Below are 17,229 nucleotides of genomic sequence, written 5' to 3'. Positions count from 1 at the left end.
TCAACCCTCTGTTCAAGCAAGTCGAAAAATCACAATGGAAATCTTTGGCATTCCCTCCCAAGCCCTGTTCGGGCAATTGCTGATCGGGCTGATCAACGGCTCTTTTTACGCACTGCTTTCGCTGGGTCTGGCCGTGATTTTCGGCTTGCTGAACATCATCAACTTCACCCACGGCGCCCAGTACATGCTGGGCGCTTTTGTGGCGTACCTGTCCCTGACCAAATTGGGGATCAATTACTGGGCCTCGCTCGTCATCACACCGATCCTGGTGGGAGCGACCGGCATGCTGATTGAGCGCACCATGCTCAAACGGCTCTATAAATTGGACCACCTGTATGGCCTGCTGCTGACCTTTGGTTTGGCACTGATCATTCAGGGCTTGTTCCGACACGAATTCGGTTCTTCGGGCATGCCTTATCCGGTGCCAGAGGTTTTCCAGGGCGCCTACAACACCGGCTTCATGTTCCTGCCGAAATACCGTGCCTGGGTCATCGTGGCCTCGCTGGTGGTGTGCCTGTCCACCTGGTATGTGATCGAACGAACCAAGCTTGGCGCTTATTTGCGCGCTGCCACTGAAAACCCCAGTCTGGTGCAGGCGTTCGGCATCAACGTCCCCCGCATGATCACCCTGACCTATGGCTTTGGCGTCGGCCTGGCTGCATTTGCAGGCGTCATGGCCGCCCCGATTTACCAGGTCAACCCCACCATGGGCGCCGACATCATCATCGTGGTGTTCGCCGTGGTGGTGATTGGTGGCATGGGCTCCATCATGGGCGCCATCCTGACTGGTTTTGGTCTGGGCTTGATCGAAGGCCTGACCAAGGTCTTCTACCCCGAGGCTTCCAGCACGGTGATTTTCATCATCATGACCATCGTTCTCCTGATCAAGCCTGCCGGGTTGTTCGGTACCCAGAAGTAAGACCATGACCACTGTCACGACCCCCTCCTTCAAGACCCAGTCTTTCACGCACCAATGGGTGGCATTTGCCATCATGGTGATGGTGCTGGTCATCGCCCCCATCTGGGTCTACCCGATCTTCCTGATGAAGGTCATGTGCTTTGCCTTGTTTGCTTGTGCCTTCAACCTTTTGATCGGTTTTGGCGGCCTGCTGTCATTTGGGCACGCCATGTTTTTAGGCACAGCCGGTTATGCGGCATCGCATGCCGCCAAAGTGTGGGGCTGGAACCCTGAACTGGCGGTGCTTTTTGCCACGGGCTGCTCAGCCTTGTTGGCCTTGCTCACTGGCATGCTGGCCATTCGCAGACAGGGCATTTACTTTGCAATGATCACCCTGGCTTTCTCCCAGATGGTTTTCTTCTTTTACCTGCAGACCCCGTTCACAGGTGGCGAAGACGGCATTCAAAGTGTGCCCAGAGGCAAGCTGTTCGGCATGTTCGATCTGGAACAAAACAGTGCCATGTACATGTTTGTACTGGCCATTTTCCTCATGGGCTTTGCCTTGATCTGGCGAATCGTGCACTCGCCTTTCGGCCAGATCCTCAAGGCCATCCGCGAAAACCAAGACCGTGCGATCTCCTTGGGCTACGACACCGACCAGTACAAGCTGATCGCGTTTGTCATCTCAGGCGCCTTGGCGGGCACGGCAGGCGCCACCAAATCCCTGGTGTTCCAACTCGCCTCGCTGACCGATGTGCACTGGTCCATGTCGGGTGAGGTGGTATTGATGACACTGGTCGGTGGCTTGGGCACTTTGTTCGGCCCGGTGGTGGGCGCTGCCGTGATCGTGAGCATGCAAAACTACTTGTCGCAACTGGGCGCGTGGGTCACCATCATCCAGGGCGCCATCTTTGTGGTCTGTGTGCTGGCTTTCCGACGCGGCATCATTGGCGAGATCGCCAACTGGATCAAAAAACCTCTTTGACACGTGGTCAGGCGCGCAGCGCCTCCAAGCAAAAGGCCTGCTCTTGAGCAGGCCTTTTTGTTGCCGAGCAGGCCTTGCTCAACGCATGAATGTTTTCACATAATCGGCGCCCAGACCCACCGCTTCAAAGTGCGCCCGGTATTTGTCAATGCGGGTAAAAACATCGTCATACCCGGTCGAGTTGCCTTGCGTGTCCACGTACATCAACGCGCCATGCACGGTGAACATCGTGACCATGTCCTGACAATCATCGGGCACCACCAGGGTGTGCGTCTCACCAGGCGGCTCAAACACATAGCTGCCCTCTTCGGCCACCCAGTCATGCTCAAGATAAAGCCACTTGCCGCGCAGCACATGGGCATGCACCTGCCCCGAGTGGCGGTGGCGCTGCAGCAAGCCAGAGCGCTTGACCTTGAGCAAGTGCACGTAAAAACCACCCGTCACATTCAGGTGCAACGGCCTTGACCAAATGCCCGGCGCCACTGGTGCCCAAAGGCGCTCATCTTCGGTTTGTACGTCATGTACCACCATGTCGGGCGCCATGCCCCAGGGTTGGGGTTTGGCGTAAGGAACGCGGTCATCAGCAGCCGCAGGCGGGGTATTGGATTGGGACATCGTGTTTTGCACAGGCTTGGAAAAATACCAGTCTAAAACGGCGCGCAACAGCTGTCAGCGCCAAACGCGACAGCCGCCCTCTGCAATCCAAGCCGCAGCGCGCCAAATCACGGCGTCATCTTTGGCGCTTTCAACCCCGCAACAATTTTTCTTCGGCCAACGCCAATGTCTGTGATTTGCCGGACAGCACCAGGGTGTCACCCGAATGCAGCTCGGTTTCGTCGTTCACTTTTTCCGGCTGGCCGTTGGCCCTGCGCAAATTGACCACCCGCACCCCCATGGCATGAAAGGCCAGATCTTGCACCTGCTTGCCCAGCCAGGGCGATGCCAGGGGCAGGCCCACTGTGGTCAGACGCTCGTGGTCAATTTCGTCCAGCGTATCGTCGTCCGCACCATGGAAATACCCTCTCAACAAGTTGTAGCGGGCATCGCGCTGGTCCTGAACCAGGCGGATCACGCGCCGCATCGGCACGCCCACCAGCGCCAGCGCATGACTGGCCAGCATGAGCGATCCTTCCAGCGCCTCCGGCACCACCTCGGTGGCCCCGGCCAACTGCAGCTTTTCCAGGTTCAGATCGTCCCGCGTTCGCACAATCACCGGCACCTGTGGCGCATGGCCGTGCGTGTGGTCAAGCACTTTCAGGGCGGCAGGTGTGTCCAAATAAGTGATGACGACCGCACTGGCGCGGGCCAAGCCTGCCGCCATCAATGACTGCAGGCGCCCGGCATCGCCAAACACCACCGAATCCCCGGCAGCGGCAGCCTGGCGCACCCGATCAGGGTCAAGGTCAAGTGCCATGTAAGGGATGTTTTCTTTGTCCAGCATGCGCGCCAGGTTCTGGCCGCAGCGGCCATAACCGCAAATGATCACGTGCTTGCTGGTGTTGATCGACTTGCGCGCGATGGTCGTCATTTGCAAGGACTGTTGCAACCACTCGCTGGCCACGACTTTCATCACCAGGCTGTTGCTGTGCATGATGATGAAGGGTGTCGCCATCATCGACAACACCATGCTTGCCAGTACCGGGTTCAACAAGGTGGGCGGAATCAGGTTGCTCTGTGAACCCAGCGTGAGCAACACAAAACCAAACTCGCCCGCCTGGGCCAGGTACAAACCTGTGCGCAGTGCCACCCCGTTCGGCGCACCTGTCATTTTGGCCAGCGCGGCCACCAGAACCAACTTGAACAGGACCGGCAAGGTGGTGAGCAAGAGCACCAGAGGCCAGCGCTCGACCACGATGTGCCAGTCCAGCATCATGCCAATCGTGATGAAGAACAAACCCAGCAGCACATCGTGGAAAGGCCGGATGTCCAACTCCACCTGGTGCTTGTATTCGGTCTCGGAAATCAGCATGCCCGCGATGAACGCGCCCAAGGCCAGACTCAGACCCGCCATTTCGGTGATCCAGGCCAGTCCCAGCGTGACCAAGAGCAGGTTCAGCACAAACAACTCTTCGCTTTTGCGACGCGCCACCAAGGTCAACCACCAACGCATGACGCGCTGGCCGCCGGTCATCAACAAAGTGATCAACACAGTGGCCTTGGCTGCGGCCAGCAACAAGGCCGAAAACATTTCGTCGGCGGGCGCACCCAAGGCGGGGATCATCACAATCAAGGGCACAACCGCCAAATCCTGGAACAGCAACACACCAACCACCCGCTTGCCGTGCTCGGACTCCAGCTCCAGGCGGTCTGCCACCAGCTTGATGACGATGGCGGTGCTGCTCATGGCCATGGCGCTGGACAATGCCAAGGCGGTTTGCCACTCCATGCGCCAAAGCGTAGGCGCCAAGGTGGCCACGAACAAGGAAAATACTGTCACGATCACCAGAGTCAGCAGCACCTGCAGCAAGCCCAGACCAAAAACGTGTTTGCGCATGGAGCGCAATTTGGGCAGGTTGAACTCCAGACCAATCACGAACATCAGAAAAACCACGCCGAACTCGGCCAGGTGATTCACCCCATCGGAGTTTTGCGCCAGCGCCAGCGCATTGGGGCCAATGACCACACCCACCGCCAAGTAACCCAGTATGGGTGGCAGTTTGAGCATGCGGCAACCGACCACACCCAATACGGCGGCCAAAAGATACAGCAAGGTCAGCTCTAAAGCACTCATGCCATCATGGTAACAAGTGCTTGTGACAAGCTGACTTTTCGGCCCACCCAAACCAACGCTGATGTGGGCTTGAACACCCACACCATGGCCATTGAACGGCTGCCCGATAAAATGTCCGCCATGCTCGCCACTTCCGAACACACTTTGCAACTCGCCCGCGAGACCTTGGACATCGAGGCGGACGCCTTGCTTCAACTCAAAAGCCGCCTGGATGCGCGTTTTGTCGACGCGGTCAACATGGTGCTGGGCGCGCAAGGCCGCGTGGTAGTCATGGGCATGGGCAAAAGCGGGCACATTGGGCGAAAAATTGCGGCCACTTTGGCCTCCACCGGCACCCCGGCCATGTTTGTGCACCCCGGCGAAGCCAGCCATGGCGACCTGGGCATGATCCAGGCCATTGATGTTGTGCTGGCCATCTCCAACAGCGGTGAAAGCGATGAATTGCTGGCCATCCTGCCGGTGCTCAAACGCCAGGGCGTGCCTCTGATTGCCTTGACCGGCGGTTTGACATCTTCACTGGCCCGCCACGCGGATGTGTTGCTGGACTGCTCCGTGGCCAAAGAAGCCTGCCCCATGAACCTGGCCCCAACCGCTAGCACCACGGCCCAACTGGCCATGGGCGATGCCCTGGCCGTGGCTTTGCTCGATGCCAGGGGGTTCAAACCCGAAGACTTTGCCCGCTCTCACCCAGGCGGCTCTTTGGGCCGCAGACTGCTGACCCATGTGGCCGATGTCATGCGCAAGGGCGTTGATGTGCCGCAAGTCGGCCCCGATGCCGAATTCACAACCCTCATGCGCGAGATGAGCAACAAAGGACTGGGCGCCACGTCGGTGACCGATGCCAAGGGCCACGTGCTGGGGGTATTCACCGACGGTGACCTGCGCCGCCTGATTGAGCAAGGCGTCGAGTTGCGCGGCCTCAAAGCGTGCGATGTGATGCGAACCAACCCTCGCACCATCCACATGGAAGCACTGGCGGCCGAAGCCGCTGAAATGATGGAGCAATGCCGCATCACCAGCATTCTGGTCATCGACGACAACGGGTGCCTGTGCGGCGCCATCAACACCAACGACCTGATGCGCGCCAAGGTGATCTGACATGCAAACACTGACACCTGCTTTGCACTACCCCCCCGAGTTGCTGCTGCAAGCCCAGGGCATTCGCGTTGCTTTTTTTGACGTGGATGGCGTGCTCACTGACGGCGGGCTGCATTTTTCAGAAGCGGGCGAAACCCTGAAGCGTTTCAACTCCCTGGATGGCCAAGGCCTCAAATTGCTGCAGCAAGCCGGCATCACACCCGTGGTCATCACCGGGCGGGACTCCCCAGCCCTGCGTCTGCGTCTGAAGGCTTTGGGCATCACACATGCGCGTTTTGGCACAGAGGACAAGCGCCCCGCTGCCGAAGAGTTCTTGCAAACCCTGGGTTTCAACTGGTCTCAAAGTGCCGCTATGGGTGATGACTGGCCCGACTTACCCGTCATGCAAAGGGCCGCTTTTGTCTGCGCGCCCGCCAATGCGCACGCCCAAGCCAAAGCATTGGCGCACCACATCACATCGGAACGCGGTGGAGAGGGGGCAGCTCGGGCTTTTTGCGATGTTCTGCTGGTGGCCAGTGGGCATTACGCCCGACTTCTCGCCCTGGTCGGCATTGAGGCAAACGCAGGCCCATCCGCATGAACTTTGCACGCCGGTTGCTCGACAAGTTGAGTGTTTACCTGCCTTTGATCGTGATGGCCTTGCTGGCATCCGGCAGCTGGTGGCTGGTCAGAAGCGTGCCCGAACTGCTGACGCCTTCGGCCAACAAAGCTGTGCGTCAGGACCCGGATTACCGCTTGACAAATTTCTCTGTGAAATCGTTTGACATGAGCGGGCGCATGACGCGCGAAGTTTCAGGCGACAAAGCCCAACATTACCCAGCCAGCGAAACACTGGACATCGACCAAATTCGCATTTACGCCGAAAGCAAGACCGGCAGAGCATTGAATGCGCGATCCAGGCAGGGCATTGCCACGGATGACGGCAAACAGGTCACGTTGATTGGCGATGCCTCCGCCATCCGGCAAGCCTTCGACACAAGCCCCACGCTTGAACTGCGGGGTCAACGCCTGGTGGCGCTGCCTGACGAAGACCGGCTAGTGTCCTCAGACCCGGTTCAAATTACCCGTGGCCGCGATGTGTTTACTGCACAGACCATGGACTTCAATACCAACACAGGCGAGTATTTGCTGAAAGGCCGTGTGCAGGGGACCCTGACCCGCAAACCCTGATGCGCCAACTTTTGCAGCGGCGCACCCATGACGACCCAAGGCTTGACGGTCAATAGCGCATGAAAAAGCCCCGCAACGCAGGGCTTTGTCTGGGTGAGTTGGCCAAGGATCATCAGCCTGGCGCTTGAATCAATAGCCGCCGCCGTAGCCACCACCACCGCCACCGCCTTCACGGCGACCACCACCACCACCACCACCACCACCACCACCACCACCACCACCACCACCACCACCACCTTCACGGCGACCGCCACCGCCGCGGGGTCCAGCACCGTAGGGGCTGCGGAAACCGCCACCTTCACCTCCGCCGCCACCGCCTCCGCCTTCACGGCGACCGCCACCGCCACCGCCATAGCCTCCACCTCCACCTCCTCCTCCACCTCCTCCTCCGCCGCCTTCACGACGCTCGCCACCATAGCCACCACCTCCGCCTCCGAAACCGCCACCGCCAGTTCTGGGTGGGCGGGCTTCCATGGGGCGCGCTTCATTGACCACCACATTGCGGCCGCCCAAAGGCTGGCCATTCATGCCGTGGACGGCGGCTTGGGCTTGATCATCGTTGCCCATTTCCACAAAGCCGAAGCCTTTGGAGCGGCCCGTGTCTCGCTCCATCATGACCTTGGCGCTGGTGACCACACCGAATTCGCCAAAAGCTTGCTCGAGATCGCCGTCGCGAACTGAATATGGCAGGTTGCCGACGTAAAGTTTGTTGCCCATGAAGGGGACTCCTCAAAACACAAAGATAAAAGCGATGGAGCTCCGAAAGCGCATTCGACAAACCTGAAAACATCGGAAGGAAAGCGAAACTGATCTGGTCACCGCAAACATGACTTCGTTGCTTCTGACAATGAAGTTAAATAATTATGCGGGAAAAAGTCAAAAAAAGTTCAAGGGGGATTCCCCCAAAACCCCTCTGAATGTGGCCTGCAGCACACATCTGTTGTTTTACCAACTCACTTCCCGGTCCGGGGTGGCACTGATTTTATGAATGCTTAAATCGGCACCATCGAACTCTTCTTCAGGGCTCAGCTTCAAGCCCATAGTCCATTTCAGGATGCCATAGACAACCACCCCGTTCAGCAGGGCCCAGCTCACGCCCAGGGCGGTGCCGATCAATTGCGCCGACAAATTCACCCCACCCAATCCCCCCAGCGCCTGGGTACCAAACAGGCCTGCTGCAATCCCACCCCACGCACCGCAAATGCCATGCAGTGGCCAAACACCGAGCACATCGTCAATCTTCCATTTGTTCTGGGTCAAAGTGAACATGACCACAAACAAACCACCCGCCACAGCGCCGACCACCAATGCGCCAAATGGGTGCATCAAGTCCGATCCTGCGCACACCGCGACCAAGCCGGCCAAAGGGCCGTTGTGCACAAAGCCCGGGTCGTTCTTGCCGAGCAACAAGGCCACCAATGTGCCGCCCACCATGGCCATCAGGGAGTTGACTGCGACCAGGCCCGAGATTTTGTCGAGCGTCTGGGCACTCATCACGTTGAAGCCGAACCAGCCCACAATCAAAATCCAGGAGCCCAGTGCCAAAAAAGGAATGCTGGATGGCGGGTGAGCCGAGACCACACCGTCTTTTCGATAGCGGTTGTAGCGGGCACCCAAAAGCACCACCGCAGGCAATGCGATCCAGCCGCCCATGGCGTGCACCACGACCGAGCCTGCAAAATCATGAAATTCATCGCCCGTGGCCGCCTTGATCCAGGCCTGCACACCAAAATGCTGGTTCCAGGCGATGCCCTCAAAAAAGGGATAAACAAAACCCACGATCACGGCCGTGGCGATGAGTTGAGGCCAGAACTTGGCCCGCTCTGCAATGCCCCCCGAAATGATGGCAGGAATGGCCGCTGCAAAAGTCAGCAAGAAGAAAAACTTGACCAGGTCATAGCCATTTTTTGCCGCCAACTGCTCAGCGCCCACAAAGAAAGTGGTGCCGTAAGCCACGCTGTAACCCACCACAAAATACACCACCGTGGACACGGAAAAGTCGACCAGGATCTTGACCAAGGCATTGACCTGGTTCTTTTTGCGAACCGTGCCCAGTTCCAAAAAAGCAAACCCGGCGTGCATGGCCAAAACCATGATGCCGCCCAATAAGATAAAAAGCGCATCAGCGCCCTGTTTTAGTGCATCCATGATTGTCTTAAGAGATTATTTGAATTGAATTGGTGCAAAAAGAGGCCAAAAGCCTTTAGCGCACCAATTCAAAGCAAGAAGTAAGCCCAAATTGATGCAAGCCCAAGTTTTGGCTTGCAACCTGTCACTTAAGATCCTCGTTTTAACCACGGTACAGCGCATTCACATGGAAGCATTCCTCGTCTCTACAGGCATCGTGGCGCTGGCCGAAATGGGTGACAAGACCCAACTTTTGTCTTTGGTGCTGGCAGCCCGTTTTCGCAAGCCCTGGCCTATCGTGCTGGGCATTTTGGTGGCCACACTGGCCAACCATGGGCTGGCAGGGGCGGTCGGCAGCTGGGTCACCACCGTGATGGGGCCGATTGCGTTGCGCTGGGTGCTGGGCGCTTCTTTCATCGCCATGGCGGTGTGGATGCTGATCCCCGACAAGTTCGACGACGAAGACGGTGACAGCGCCCCGCGCATGGGGGTGTTCCTGACCACCGTGGTGGCCTTCTTTTTGGCAGAAATGGGCGACAAAACCCAGATCGCCACCGTGATGCTGGCCGCCCAGTACAACGCCTGGTTTGCCGTCGTGGCGGGCACCACGCTGGGCATGATGCTGGCCAACGCGCCGGTGGTCTGGCTGGGCGATGCCATCACCAAGCGCGTGCCGCTGCGCATGGTACACATGGTGTCGGCCGTGATTTTTGCCATTTTGGGCGTGATCGCCCTGTCAGGTTGGGGCAGTTAAAGCCCGCCTGCGACTGCACCCCGGGATCACGCCTGCACGGCAGTTTCAAGCCTGAGGCGTGCGGCGGTAAATGACGTGGTAAATCCCTGCCACCAACACCGCCCCACCCAAAATATTGCCCAGGATTACGGGCAGCAAATTGCCCAGCATGCCGCTCCAGGTGACAGCGGGAAAGCCCGTCAAGCCCCCGTGTTGCAACAACATGGCCAAAGGCATGAGGTACATGTTGGCGATGCTGTGCTCAAAGCCCGCCGCCACAAATGCCATCACCGGCAGCATCACGGCCACCGCCTTGTCGACCACGCTGCGCCCGGCCATGGCCATCCACACGGCCATGCAGACCAGCACATTGCACAACACCCCGCGCAGCAAGGCGGTGACAAAAGGCAGCTCTTGCTTGGCCACGGCGATCTTGACCACCTGCTGGCCAATGGCACCGCCATTCAGCCCCGCATGGCCACTGGCAAACACCAGCACCGCCACCCCGGCGGCACCCACAAAATTGGCCAGGCACACGATGCCCCAGTTGCGCAGCACCTGCCGCGTGCTGACCCGCCCATCGGCCCAGGCCATGACGATCAGGTTGTTGCCGGTGAACAGCTCGGCCCCGGCCACCACCACCATGAACAAACCCATGGCGAACACCAAACCGCCCAGCAGTGCGCTGGTGGCAAAACCCAGCGTCGGATCGGACTTGACGAGCACAAAGAGCATGGCCCCCAAACCAATGAAGGCCCCGGCCAGCACACCCAGCAAAACCAGCGGCACTGTGGCCATGCGGGCCTTGACCTCACCCACCGACTCGATGCGGCGCGCGATTTCGACGGGACTGTAGGCGTCCGAGCCATAAAGGTCTGACATAGTTACTCCTGAAATGGGTTCAATCTCTTCGTCTTATACTTACCCGAAGCGCCGATTTGAACCCGATTGCGGGCGCCGGGACCTGAAGAGTTCCGAAATTCAGCTAAATGGCGTGTGTTTCAACTCACTGAAGCCCGGCCCAGCTGACAGCGAAGCCGGTTTTTTTTTGACACCTGAACACTTTCGATGCTGATCGCCGAGTCCAAAAGCATGTTGTTTGAAGCCCCTTTGCCCTTGCAAAGCGGCGCCTCCATTCGCGCTTATTCACTGAGCTACGAAACCTACGGCACGCTGAATGCCGACAAGTCGAATGCCGTGCTGATCTGCCACGCCCTGAATGCCTCGCACCACGTCGCGGGCGTCTATGCCGACCAAGCCGGCAACGTGGGTTGGTGGGACAACATGATCGGCCCCGGCAAATCCCTGGACACCGAAAAATTCTTTGTGATCGGCGTGAACAACCTGGGGTCGTGCTTTGGCTCGACCGGCCCCATGAACACCCACCCCGACACCGGTCGCGTTTATGGCGCCGACTTCCCGGTCATCACCGTCGAAGACTGGGTCAATGCCCAGGCCCGCTTGCTCGATGCATTGGGCATCGAAAAATTGGCCGCTGTCATGGGCGGCAGCCTCGGCGGCATGCAGGCGCTCTCGTGGACACTGCAATACCCCGAACGCATCCAGCACGCCGTGGTGGTGGCCAGCGCTCCCAACCTGAACGCCGAGAACATCGCCTTCAACGAAGTGGCGCGCCGCGCCATCGTGACCGACCCGGACTTTCACGACGGCCACTTTTACGAGCACGGCGTGGTGCCCAAGCGCGGCCTGCGCATCGCCCGCATGATCGGCCACATCACTTACCTGAGCGACGATGTGATGAACGAAAAGTTCGGTCGCCAGTTGCGCCAGGCCGTGACCGACAACGCCACCGGCTACAAATACTCCACACAAGAAGTCGAATTCCAGATCGAGAGTTACCTGCGTTACCAGGGCGACAAGTTCAGCGAATACTTTGACGCCAACACCTATTTGCTGATCACCCGGGCGCTCGATTACTTCGATCCGGCACGCCAGCACGGTGGCGACTTGTCTGCTGCGCTGGCCCGAGCCACCTGCAAGTTTTTGCTGGTCAGCTTCACCACCGACTGGCGATTTTCGCCATCCCGCAGCCGGGAAATGGTCAAGGCCCTGCTGGACAACCGCCGTGACGTGAGCTATGCCGAGATCGATGCACCGCATGGTCACGATGCCTTCTTGCTGGACGATGCGCGCTACATGAACGTGGTGCGCTCTTACTTTGACAACGTGGCCAGTGCCTTGGACCAAGGAGGCTCAGCATGAGCGACGCTCTGACCATGCAAGCCATAGCCCGCTTGGTGCCGCAAGGTGCCCGCGTGCTCGACCTGGGCTGCGGCGATGGCGCCTTGCTGGCCTACCTGCAAAAGCACAAGGCCTGTACCGGCTACGGCGTCGAACTCGACGATGCCAATGTGCACGCCTGCGTGCAACGCGGCGTGAACGTGATCCAGCTGAACCTGGACGAAGGCCTGAGCTTGTTTGACGACCAGTCGTTTGACGTGGTGCTGCAAATCGACACGCTGCAACACCTGCGCAACGCCGAGACCATGTTGCGCGAGACGGTGCGCGTGGGCCGTGTCGGCATCCTGGCCTTTCCCAATTTTGCGCACTGGTTCAACCGCCTGAGCGTGCTGCAAGGGCGCATGCCGGTGACCCGGCGCCTGCCCTACCAGTGGTACGACACCCCCAACATCCGCGTGGGCACCTATGCCGACTTTGGCGATCTGGCCCGCAAAAACCAGTTGCAGGTGGTAGACGCTTTCGGTCTGCAAAACGGCCAGGAAGTGCGCCTGCTGCCCAACCTGATGGCGGGCACTGCGGTCTACAAGTTGCAGCGCGGCTGACATGCCGCAACAACACACCGGGGTGAATCCACACCCCGAACATGGCCGTTGGCTGATTGCCAACTTGCTGGCCCAGATTTCCTTTGGCCTGCTGGCCATGACACTGTGTCTGCCGTCCATGCAGGAATGGGGCACCATCTTTGACACAAGCCAGGCTGATGTGCAGCTGACTTTCAGCGGCTACTTGGTCGCCTATGGGGTCTTGCAGCTGGTCTATGGCCCCTTGTCAGACCGGCATGGGCGCAAGCCGATCCTGATGCTGGGGCTGGCGGTGGCCGGGCTGGCTTCCCTCATGGCCGCACTGGCCAGCGACATCACCACCCTGACCGTTGCGCGCGTGTTGCAAGGCGCCGGTAGCGCTGCAAGCATGGTGGTCAGCCGCTCGATGGTGCAAGACCTCTTCATCGGGCCAAAACGCACCCGGGTCATGGCCTACATCGGCATGGCGCTTGGCATGTGCCCACCACTGGCCACACTGATCGGCGGCCAGATCCATGTGCGTTGGGGCTGGCAAGTCAACTTTGTATTGCTGGCGGTGCTGGCCTTGCTGCTGTTGCTGGCCGCTTGGTGGGGCCTGCCCCGCTCACCCCAACCGGCGCAAAGTGACAGCCACTGGCTGCACGCCATGCTGAGCGCCTACGCGCGCCTGGCACGCGAGACACGCTTTGTGCTTTATGTGGTGATTCTGGCGGGCAGCACCGCCACGTTTTATGTGTTTCTGGGGGGCGCACCGATCGTGCTCAAGGCTTACGGCATCGGACCCGACCGAATCGGCTGGTTCATCATGGCCGTGCCGCTGTCTTACATTCTGGGCAACTTCATGACCTCGCGCCTGATCCAGCAGATGGGCGAAGCCCGCGTGATGGCCTGGGGCCAGGCCCTGACCCTGACCGGTCTGGTCCTGATGCTCGCCCTGGGTTTGGCGGGGTTCCACACCGCGCTGGCAGTGGCGCTGCCGCTGATGCTGCTGGGCCTAGGCCATGGCTTGATCAACCCGCCTGCGCTCGCGGGCACTGTGGGCGTATTGCCCGCGCTGGCCGGGTCGGCTGCTGCTGTCGCAGGCCTGATGCAACAACTCACCGGGGCCACAGGGGGCTACCTGGTGGGTTTGGTGCCGCACGAAGGCGCTGTCAACCTGGGCTGGATGATGCTGGCCTTTGCACTGGTCGCAGCAGGCGCCCAGTTTTTTTGCACAAACGTTGATCGACAGCAAGGCCTGACACGCTGCAGGCGCACCACAAGCCATGAGGGCACTGTAGGCTTGATGCGATGCTCACCGAACCCCTACCGACCCCGTATGCATTGACCCCTGATGCACCGCCCGCCACAGCACCACCCTCCAACTTGCCAGGCCGGCCATCTGCCCTGTCGCTGCGCAGGGTGGCCATCGACAGTTACCGTGAAAACGTGGCTTACCTGAACCGCAATTGCGCCGTGTACCGCGCCGAAGGCTTTCAGGCACTGTCCAAAATCGAAGTGCGGGCCAACGGCCAACATGTGCTGGCCACGCTCAATGTGGTGGACGATGACAGCATCGTGGCCTGTGGTGAAGTGGGTTTGTCCGAAGACGCCTTTCGGCATTTGGGCATCCCCGATGGTCACGCCGCCTCGGTTGCACAAGCCGAGCCGCCAGCCTCCATGGAGGCGCTGTTTCGCAAGATTCATGGCGAGCGGCTGGACAAGGACGACTTTCACGCCATCGTGCAGGACATTGCCGGGCACCACTATTCCAAAATCGAGCTCACGGCTTTTGTGGTGGCCACCAACCGGGGCGAGATGGACCGCGAAGAAGTCTACTTTCTCACCGAAGCCATGGTCGCAGCAGGCCGCCGGCTGGACTGGCGCGAATCCTTGGTGGTGGACAAGCACTGCATTGGCGGCATTCCCGGCAACCGCACCTCGATGCTGGTGGTGCCCATCCTGGCGGCTTACGGCATCTTGTGCCCCAAAACCTCTTCGCGCGCCATCACCTCGCCCGCAGGCACCGCCGACACGATGGAGGTACTTGCCAACGTGGAGTTGCCGTTTGAAAAATTGTCCGACATTGTGCGCACCCACCGGGGCTGTCTGGCCTGGGGCAGCTCGGCCGATTTGTCTCCGGCCGATGATGTGCTGATCGCGGTGGAGCGGCCCCTGTCGCTGGATTCGCCCGCGCAAATGGTCGCGTCCATCTTGTCCAAAAAAATTGCGGCGGGCGCTACCCATCTGGTGCTGGACATCCCGATCGGCCCCACCGCCAAGGTGCGCTCCATGCCGGACGCACAGCGCCTGCGGCGTCTGTTTGAGTACGTGGCCGCGCGCATGCATTTGTCACTCGAAGTGGTCATCACCGATGGCCGCCAGCCGGTGGGCCAGGGTGTGGGTCCGATGCTGGAAGCACGCGATGTGATGCGGGTGCTCGAAAACGACCCGCGTGCGCCCATGGACTTGCGCCAAAAAGCCTTGCGGCTGGCTGGGCGGCTGATCGAGGCTGACCCCGATGTGCGCGGCGGCGATGGCTTCGCCGTAGCGCGTGACATCCTCGATTCAGGGCGCGCCCTGACCCGCATGCAAGCCATCATCGCGGCGCAAGGCGCACGCCCCTTTGACCACAACAACCCGCCCCTGGGGGCGCTGACCCTGGAGGTTTGCGCCATCACCGATGGGGTGGTGACGGGCATCGACAACCTGCAGATCGCCCGCGTAGCTCGCCTGGCCGGCGCCCCCAAGGTGCAAAGCGCCGGCGTCGACCTGCTGCACAAGTTGGGCGACAGCGTGACCCAAGGCGCGCCGCTGTACCGGGTGCATGCGGCCTACCCGAGCGACCTGGATTTTGCCTCGCAGCTGTGCCGCAAATCGAGTGGCTACACCTTGGGCCAAGCCCACGAAGTGCCGCATGTGTTTGTGGAGTTCTGAGAATCAAGCACCGATGCCAAATACCGCCACCCTGTTGTACTTTGAAGACGAGACGACCGCCGCGTTTCGCTTGGCCGAAGCCACAGGACTGGTGCCACAACAGATCCAGCGCCACCGCTTTCCCGACGGTGAAATCCGGCTGACGCTGCCAGCGCACTTGCCGCCACGCGTGGTGTTGCTGCGCAGCCTGCACACACCCAATGACAAGCTGACTGAGCTTTTGCTGGCGGCCCCCACCGCGCGTGCGCTGGGTGCGAAGCACCTGAGCCTGGTGGCCCCGTACCTGGCCTACATGCGCCAAGACACCGCGTTTGCGCCCGGCGAGGCGGTCAGCCAACGCATCGTGGGCAATTGGTTGGCGTCGCTGTTCGATGCGGTCATCACTGTGGACCCGCATTTGCACCGGGTGACCAGCTTGGCCGAGGCCGTGCCCGCCCGTCAGGTCACCTCGCTGAGCGCAGCACCGTTGCTGGGCGAGTGGATTGCACAACACCGCCCTGGCGCTTTCCTGCTGGGGCCCGACAGCGAGTCGGCGCAATGGGTCAGGCAAGCGGCGGCGGCCCACGACCTGCCACACGCGGTGTGCAACAAAGTGCGCCAAGGTGACCGCGCTGTGCGCATCACGCTGCCCGCATGCGATCTGCGTGGCCAAGCGGTGGTGCTGCTCGACGATGTGGCCAGCAGCGGCCACACCCTGGCTACTGCCGCCGCATTGGCCCTGGCCGCAGGTGCCGCCAGCGTGGACGTGGCCGTGACGCATGCCCTCTTGGCAGGCGATGCGCTGCAACGCATCCACCATGCTGGGGTAGGGGAATTCTGGAGCACCGACAGCGTGGTGCATCCAAGCAATGTGGTGGCGTTGGCGTCTTTGCTGGCGCAAGCCTTGCGGACCTTGTAGTTTCGGGCCGCTCCAGCAAGAACTCAGTGCGTCAGTTCTTGCTCGTGCATCCAGGCCGCATGCTTGGGCGCACGTTTGGTCTGAGCCCACTCATTGAGCATGTCCCACTTGCAGGCGTCCAGCTTGGCGTACATCTCGGGGGTGCCCACATCGGTGGCCAATTCCAGGCGGTGACCGTTGGGATCAAAAAAGTAAATGCTCTTGAAGATGGTGTGGTTGGTGGGCCCCAACACCTCCACGCCATTTGCCTGCAAACGGGCCTTGGCTTCTTCCAGCACCTGCAGGTTGTCGACCTTGAAGGCGATGTGCTGCACCCACTCTGGCGTGTTGGTGTCACGGCCCATTTCCGGCGCATTGGGCAATTCGAAAAAGGCCAGCACGTTGCCGCCCCCTGCGTCCAGAAAGACATGCATGTACGGATCGGGCGCCTTGGTGGAAGGCACCAGGTCTTCGGCAATCGCCAGCACAAAGTCCATGTTCAAGTTTTTGACGTACCAATCAACCGTTTGCTTGGCGTCTTTGCAGCGGTAAGCAACGTGGTGGATTTTGTTCAGCTTCATGGCGGTTTCTCCAGGTAACAAGTGGGTGCAGGGCAGCAGCTTGCCCTGTGGACGCGGTGGCCAATCCGCGAAATGGCCCGGCGTTCAAGCGCTCTGTTGAGCGGCTTGCAGGGCTTCACGCAGCACCTGCAAATCGCCAATGTGGTTGGCCAATAGCAAGATCAAGCGGGCATTCAGCGCTTCGCTTTGTTCGTCGCTCAGGCCGTTGTGGGCATCGATCAGTTTTTCATAAAACTCGTCGCCGGGCGAAAAATCACGGAAAAACCGGCGGCCGGCTTCGTGGAAATTCGGATCTGTTTTCAAAACGGTGTTCATGTCGGTCCTCGCGGG

18 protein-coding genes are annotated in these 17,229 nt (G+C 60.0%); 11 read left to right on the top strand and 7 right to left on the bottom strand.

What is annotated here, in order from left to right; translation table 11 throughout:
- Positions 1–34: 34 nt before the first annotated feature.
- Both B9Z45_RS08340 and B9Z45_RS08335 read left to right on the top strand, forming a co-directional pair.
- Positions 35–919, top strand: coding sequence for a branched-chain amino acid ABC transporter permease (locus B9Z45_RS08340; protein WP_108406760.1), 885 nt, complete (start codon positions 35–37; stop codon positions 917–919).
- A 4-nt stretch (positions 920–923) separates the two neighbouring features.
- Complete coding sequence (locus B9Z45_RS08335) at positions 924–1,883, top strand: branched-chain amino acid ABC transporter permease (RefSeq protein WP_108406759.1); 960 nt, start codon at positions 924–926, stop codon at positions 1,881–1,883.
- A gap of 78 nt (positions 1,884–1,961) precedes the next feature.
- Here the strand turns inward: B9Z45_RS08335 and B9Z45_RS08330 are convergent, their stop codons facing one another.
- Positions 1,962–2,498 carry a 2,4'-dihydroxyacetophenone dioxygenase family protein gene (locus B9Z45_RS08330; protein ID WP_108406788.1) on the bottom strand — a complete coding sequence of 179 codons (537 nt, stop codon included), beginning with the start codon at positions 2,496–2,498 and terminating at the stop codon, positions 1,962–1,964.
- Between the two features lie 130 nt (positions 2,499–2,628).
- Positions 2,629–4,614 carry a monovalent cation:proton antiporter family protein gene (locus B9Z45_RS08325; RefSeq protein ID WP_108406758.1) on the bottom strand — a complete coding sequence of 662 codons (1,986 nt, stop codon included), beginning with the start codon at positions 4,612–4,614 and terminating at the stop codon, positions 2,629–2,631.
- Between the two features lie 111 nt (positions 4,615–4,725).
- Here B9Z45_RS08325 and B9Z45_RS08320 point away from each other — a divergent pair, with 111 nt between their 5' ends.
- From B9Z45_RS08320 to lptC, 3 genes are read left to right on the top strand one after another with little or no spacing between them, the layout of a single operon-like run.
- Complete coding sequence (locus tag B9Z45_RS08320; RefSeq protein WP_108406787.1) at positions 4,726–5,712, top strand: SIS domain-containing protein; 987 nt, start codon at positions 4,726–4,728, stop codon at positions 5,710–5,712.
- A 1-nt stretch (position 5,713) separates the two neighbouring features.
- The gene (locus B9Z45_RS08315; RefSeq protein WP_108406757.1) at positions 5,714–6,292 is read left to right on the top strand and encodes an HAD family hydrolase; all 579 of its coding nucleotides are present in this window, start codon (positions 5,714–5,716) and stop codon (positions 6,290–6,292) included.
- Positions 6,289–6,882: an LPS export ABC transporter periplasmic protein LptC gene (gene lptC / locus B9Z45_RS08310; protein WP_108406756.1), complete on the top strand. Its 594-nt coding sequence runs from the start codon at positions 6,289–6,291 to the stop codon at positions 6,880–6,882. Before B9Z45_RS08315 ends, lptC begins: the two co-directional genes overlap by 4 nt.
- A 129-nt stretch (positions 6,883–7,011) precedes the next feature.
- Here the strand turns inward: lptC and B9Z45_RS17535 are convergent, their stop codons facing one another.
- On the bottom strand, positions 7,012–7,599 hold the full coding sequence (locus B9Z45_RS17535) for an RNA-binding protein (RefSeq protein ID WP_108406755.1): 588 nt from the start codon (positions 7,597–7,599) through the stop codon (positions 7,012–7,014).
- Positions 7,600–7,827: 228 nt separating this feature from the next.
- The gene (locus tag B9Z45_RS08300; protein WP_108406754.1) at positions 7,828–9,030 is read right to left on the bottom strand and encodes an ammonium transporter; all 1,203 of its coding nucleotides are present in this window, start codon (positions 9,028–9,030) and stop codon (positions 7,828–7,830) included.
- A 166-nt stretch (positions 9,031–9,196) separates the two neighbouring features.
- Here B9Z45_RS08300 and B9Z45_RS08295 point away from each other — a divergent pair, with 166 nt between their 5' ends.
- Positions 9,197–9,763 carry a TMEM165/GDT1 family protein gene (locus tag B9Z45_RS08295; RefSeq protein WP_108406786.1) on the top strand — a complete coding sequence of 189 codons (567 nt, stop codon included), beginning with the start codon at positions 9,197–9,199 and terminating at the stop codon, positions 9,761–9,763.
- A 45-nt stretch (positions 9,764–9,808) separates the two neighbouring features.
- On the opposite strand, the gene B9Z45_RS08290 is transcribed toward B9Z45_RS08295, so the two are convergent.
- On the bottom strand, positions 9,809–10,624 hold the full coding sequence (locus B9Z45_RS08290; protein ID WP_108406753.1) for a formate/nitrite transporter family protein: 816 nt from the start codon (positions 10,622–10,624) through the stop codon (positions 9,809–9,811).
- A gap of 186 nt (positions 10,625–10,810) precedes the next feature.
- On the opposite strand from B9Z45_RS08290, the gene B9Z45_RS08285 reads away from it, so the two are divergent.
- The 5 genes from B9Z45_RS08285 to B9Z45_RS08265 are packed head-to-tail and all read left to right on the top strand — an operon-like array spanning position 10,811 to position 16,339.
- On the top strand, positions 10,811–11,965 hold the full coding sequence (locus tag B9Z45_RS08285; protein WP_108406752.1) for a homoserine O-acetyltransferase: 1,155 nt from the start codon (positions 10,811–10,813) through the stop codon (positions 11,963–11,965).
- Positions 11,962–12,546, top strand: coding sequence for a methionine biosynthesis protein MetW (gene metW, locus B9Z45_RS08280; RefSeq protein ID WP_108406751.1), 585 nt, complete (start codon positions 11,962–11,964; stop codon positions 12,544–12,546). The genes B9Z45_RS08285 and metW overlap by 4 nt, the downstream gene beginning before the upstream one ends.
- Before the next feature lies 1 nt (position 12,547).
- Positions 12,548–13,852, top strand: coding sequence for a multidrug effflux MFS transporter (locus B9Z45_RS08275; RefSeq protein ID WP_108406750.1), 1,305 nt, complete (start codon positions 12,548–12,550; stop codon positions 13,850–13,852).
- Positions 13,853–13,911: 59 nt separating this feature from the next.
- Entirely contained in the window at positions 13,912–15,441 is a 1,530-nt protein-coding gene (locus B9Z45_RS08270; RefSeq protein ID WP_108406785.1) for a thymidine phosphorylase family protein, read from the top strand.
- Between the two features lie 13 nt (positions 15,442–15,454).
- Positions 15,455–16,339 carry a ribose-phosphate diphosphokinase gene (locus tag B9Z45_RS08265; RefSeq protein WP_108406749.1) on the top strand — a complete coding sequence of 295 codons (885 nt, stop codon included), beginning with the start codon at positions 15,455–15,457 and terminating at the stop codon, positions 16,337–16,339.
- A 23-nt stretch (positions 16,340–16,362) separates the two neighbouring features.
- On the opposite strand, the gene B9Z45_RS08260 is transcribed toward B9Z45_RS08265, so the two are convergent.
- Both B9Z45_RS08260 and B9Z45_RS08255 read right to left on the bottom strand, forming a co-directional pair.
- Complete coding sequence (locus tag B9Z45_RS08260; protein WP_108406748.1) at positions 16,363–16,899, bottom strand: VOC family protein; 537 nt, start codon at positions 16,897–16,899, stop codon at positions 16,363–16,365.
- 84 nt (positions 16,900–16,983) lie between these two features.
- Entirely contained in the window at positions 16,984–17,214 is a 231-nt protein-coding gene (locus tag B9Z45_RS08255) for a DUF2783 domain-containing protein (RefSeq protein WP_108406747.1), read from the bottom strand.
- Positions 17,215–17,229 lie beyond the last annotated feature (15 nt).

This window comes from Limnohabitans sp. 2KL-17, from assembly GCF_003063415.1.
Taxonomy (GTDB): domain Bacteria; phylum Pseudomonadota; class Gammaproteobacteria; order Burkholderiales; family Burkholderiaceae_C; genus Limnohabitans_A.
This window is presented reverse-complemented; position numbering and strand designations above follow the sequence as displayed.